The sequence below is a fragment of the Bartonella sp. AD13SXNS genome, assembly GCF_042196465.1.
Classification (GTDB): Bacteria; Pseudomonadota; Alphaproteobacteria; order Rhizobiales; family Rhizobiaceae; genus Bartonella.
This window is the reverse complement of record NZ_JBHIQI010000073.1, coordinates 1-1,064: the sequence shown is the minus strand read 5'-3', so window position 1 is coordinate 1,064 and position 1,064 is coordinate 1. Positions and strand designations below refer to the sequence as shown.

The window sequence follows — 1,064 nt, the reverse complement described above, 5'->3', positions numbered from 1 at the left end:
CTAAAAATGGCTCTTATGAACCGTCTTAATGCAAGATCTGTCGCAACATTGGGGGCTGGCAAATATAATGATGGTGCTGGCTTGTTACTTCATAAGCGTAAAGATGGAGGTGCTCAATGGATTTATCGTTATACCCTTCACGGACGCCGCCGTGAAATGGGCTTGGGAGCGTTGCGAGATGTCTCTTTAAAACAAGCCCGTGAATTGGCAACTGGGTGGCGTTCTGTTCTTCGTGAAGGTCGTGACCCCATTAAAGAGCGTAATAAACAAAAGCGTGAGGCAATAAGCAATCTTCATTACTTAAAAGATATTGCCGTGGATGCTTTTGAAAGTCGTAAAGCTGAATTAAAAGGGGATGGTAAAGACGGAATCTGGTTTGCACCTTTAAAACTGCATATTCTTCCCAAATTAGGCTGTCTGCCCGTTTCTGAGATTACACAAACAGAGATACGCAATACCCTTGCTCCTATTTGGCATACAAAAGCTGCAACAGCAGAGAAAGCATTGATACGTCTTAATCTTTGTCTTAAACATGCGGCTGCATTAGGATTGGATGTTGATTTACAAGCAACAGAAAAAGCACGTGCTCTCTTAGGCAAACAACGTCATAAAACGCAAAATTTTCCAGCTATGGATTGGAGAAAGGTTCCGGCTTTTTATAAAACACTTTGCGAAACAACAATGACACAACTGGCTTTACGTTTGCTTATCCTGACAGGCGTTCGTACAAATCCTATACGCCATATTCATAAAGATCAAGTTGATGGCGATATATGGACTATTCCTGCTGAGAATATGAAAGGAAGGCGTGATGCTACAACAGAATTTCGCGTCCCTTTATCAACAGAAGCATTAGATATTTTAAAACAAGCGCGCCTTTTATCTCGCAATGATTTCTTTTTTTCTGCAACAGGTCGGGGTCCCCTTTCTGCACGCTGTATGGCTCAATACATGCAAAAAATTGGACTTGATGCCTGCCCGCATGGGTTTCGTTCTAGTTTACGCGATTGGCTTGCTGAAACAACCGATGCCCCCTATGAGGTCGCTGAAACTATTTTAAGTCA

Annotated in this window: 1 protein-coding gene; it reads left to right on the top strand. The window is 42.5% G+C overall.

Annotated features, from left to right (window positions below; genetic code table 11):
• Positions 1-6: 6 nt before the first annotated feature.
• The coding region (locus ACFIMQ_RS09425) for a tyrosine-type recombinase/integrase (RefSeq protein ID WP_375703932.1) at positions 7-1,064 on the top strand (1,058 nt) is incomplete at its 3' end.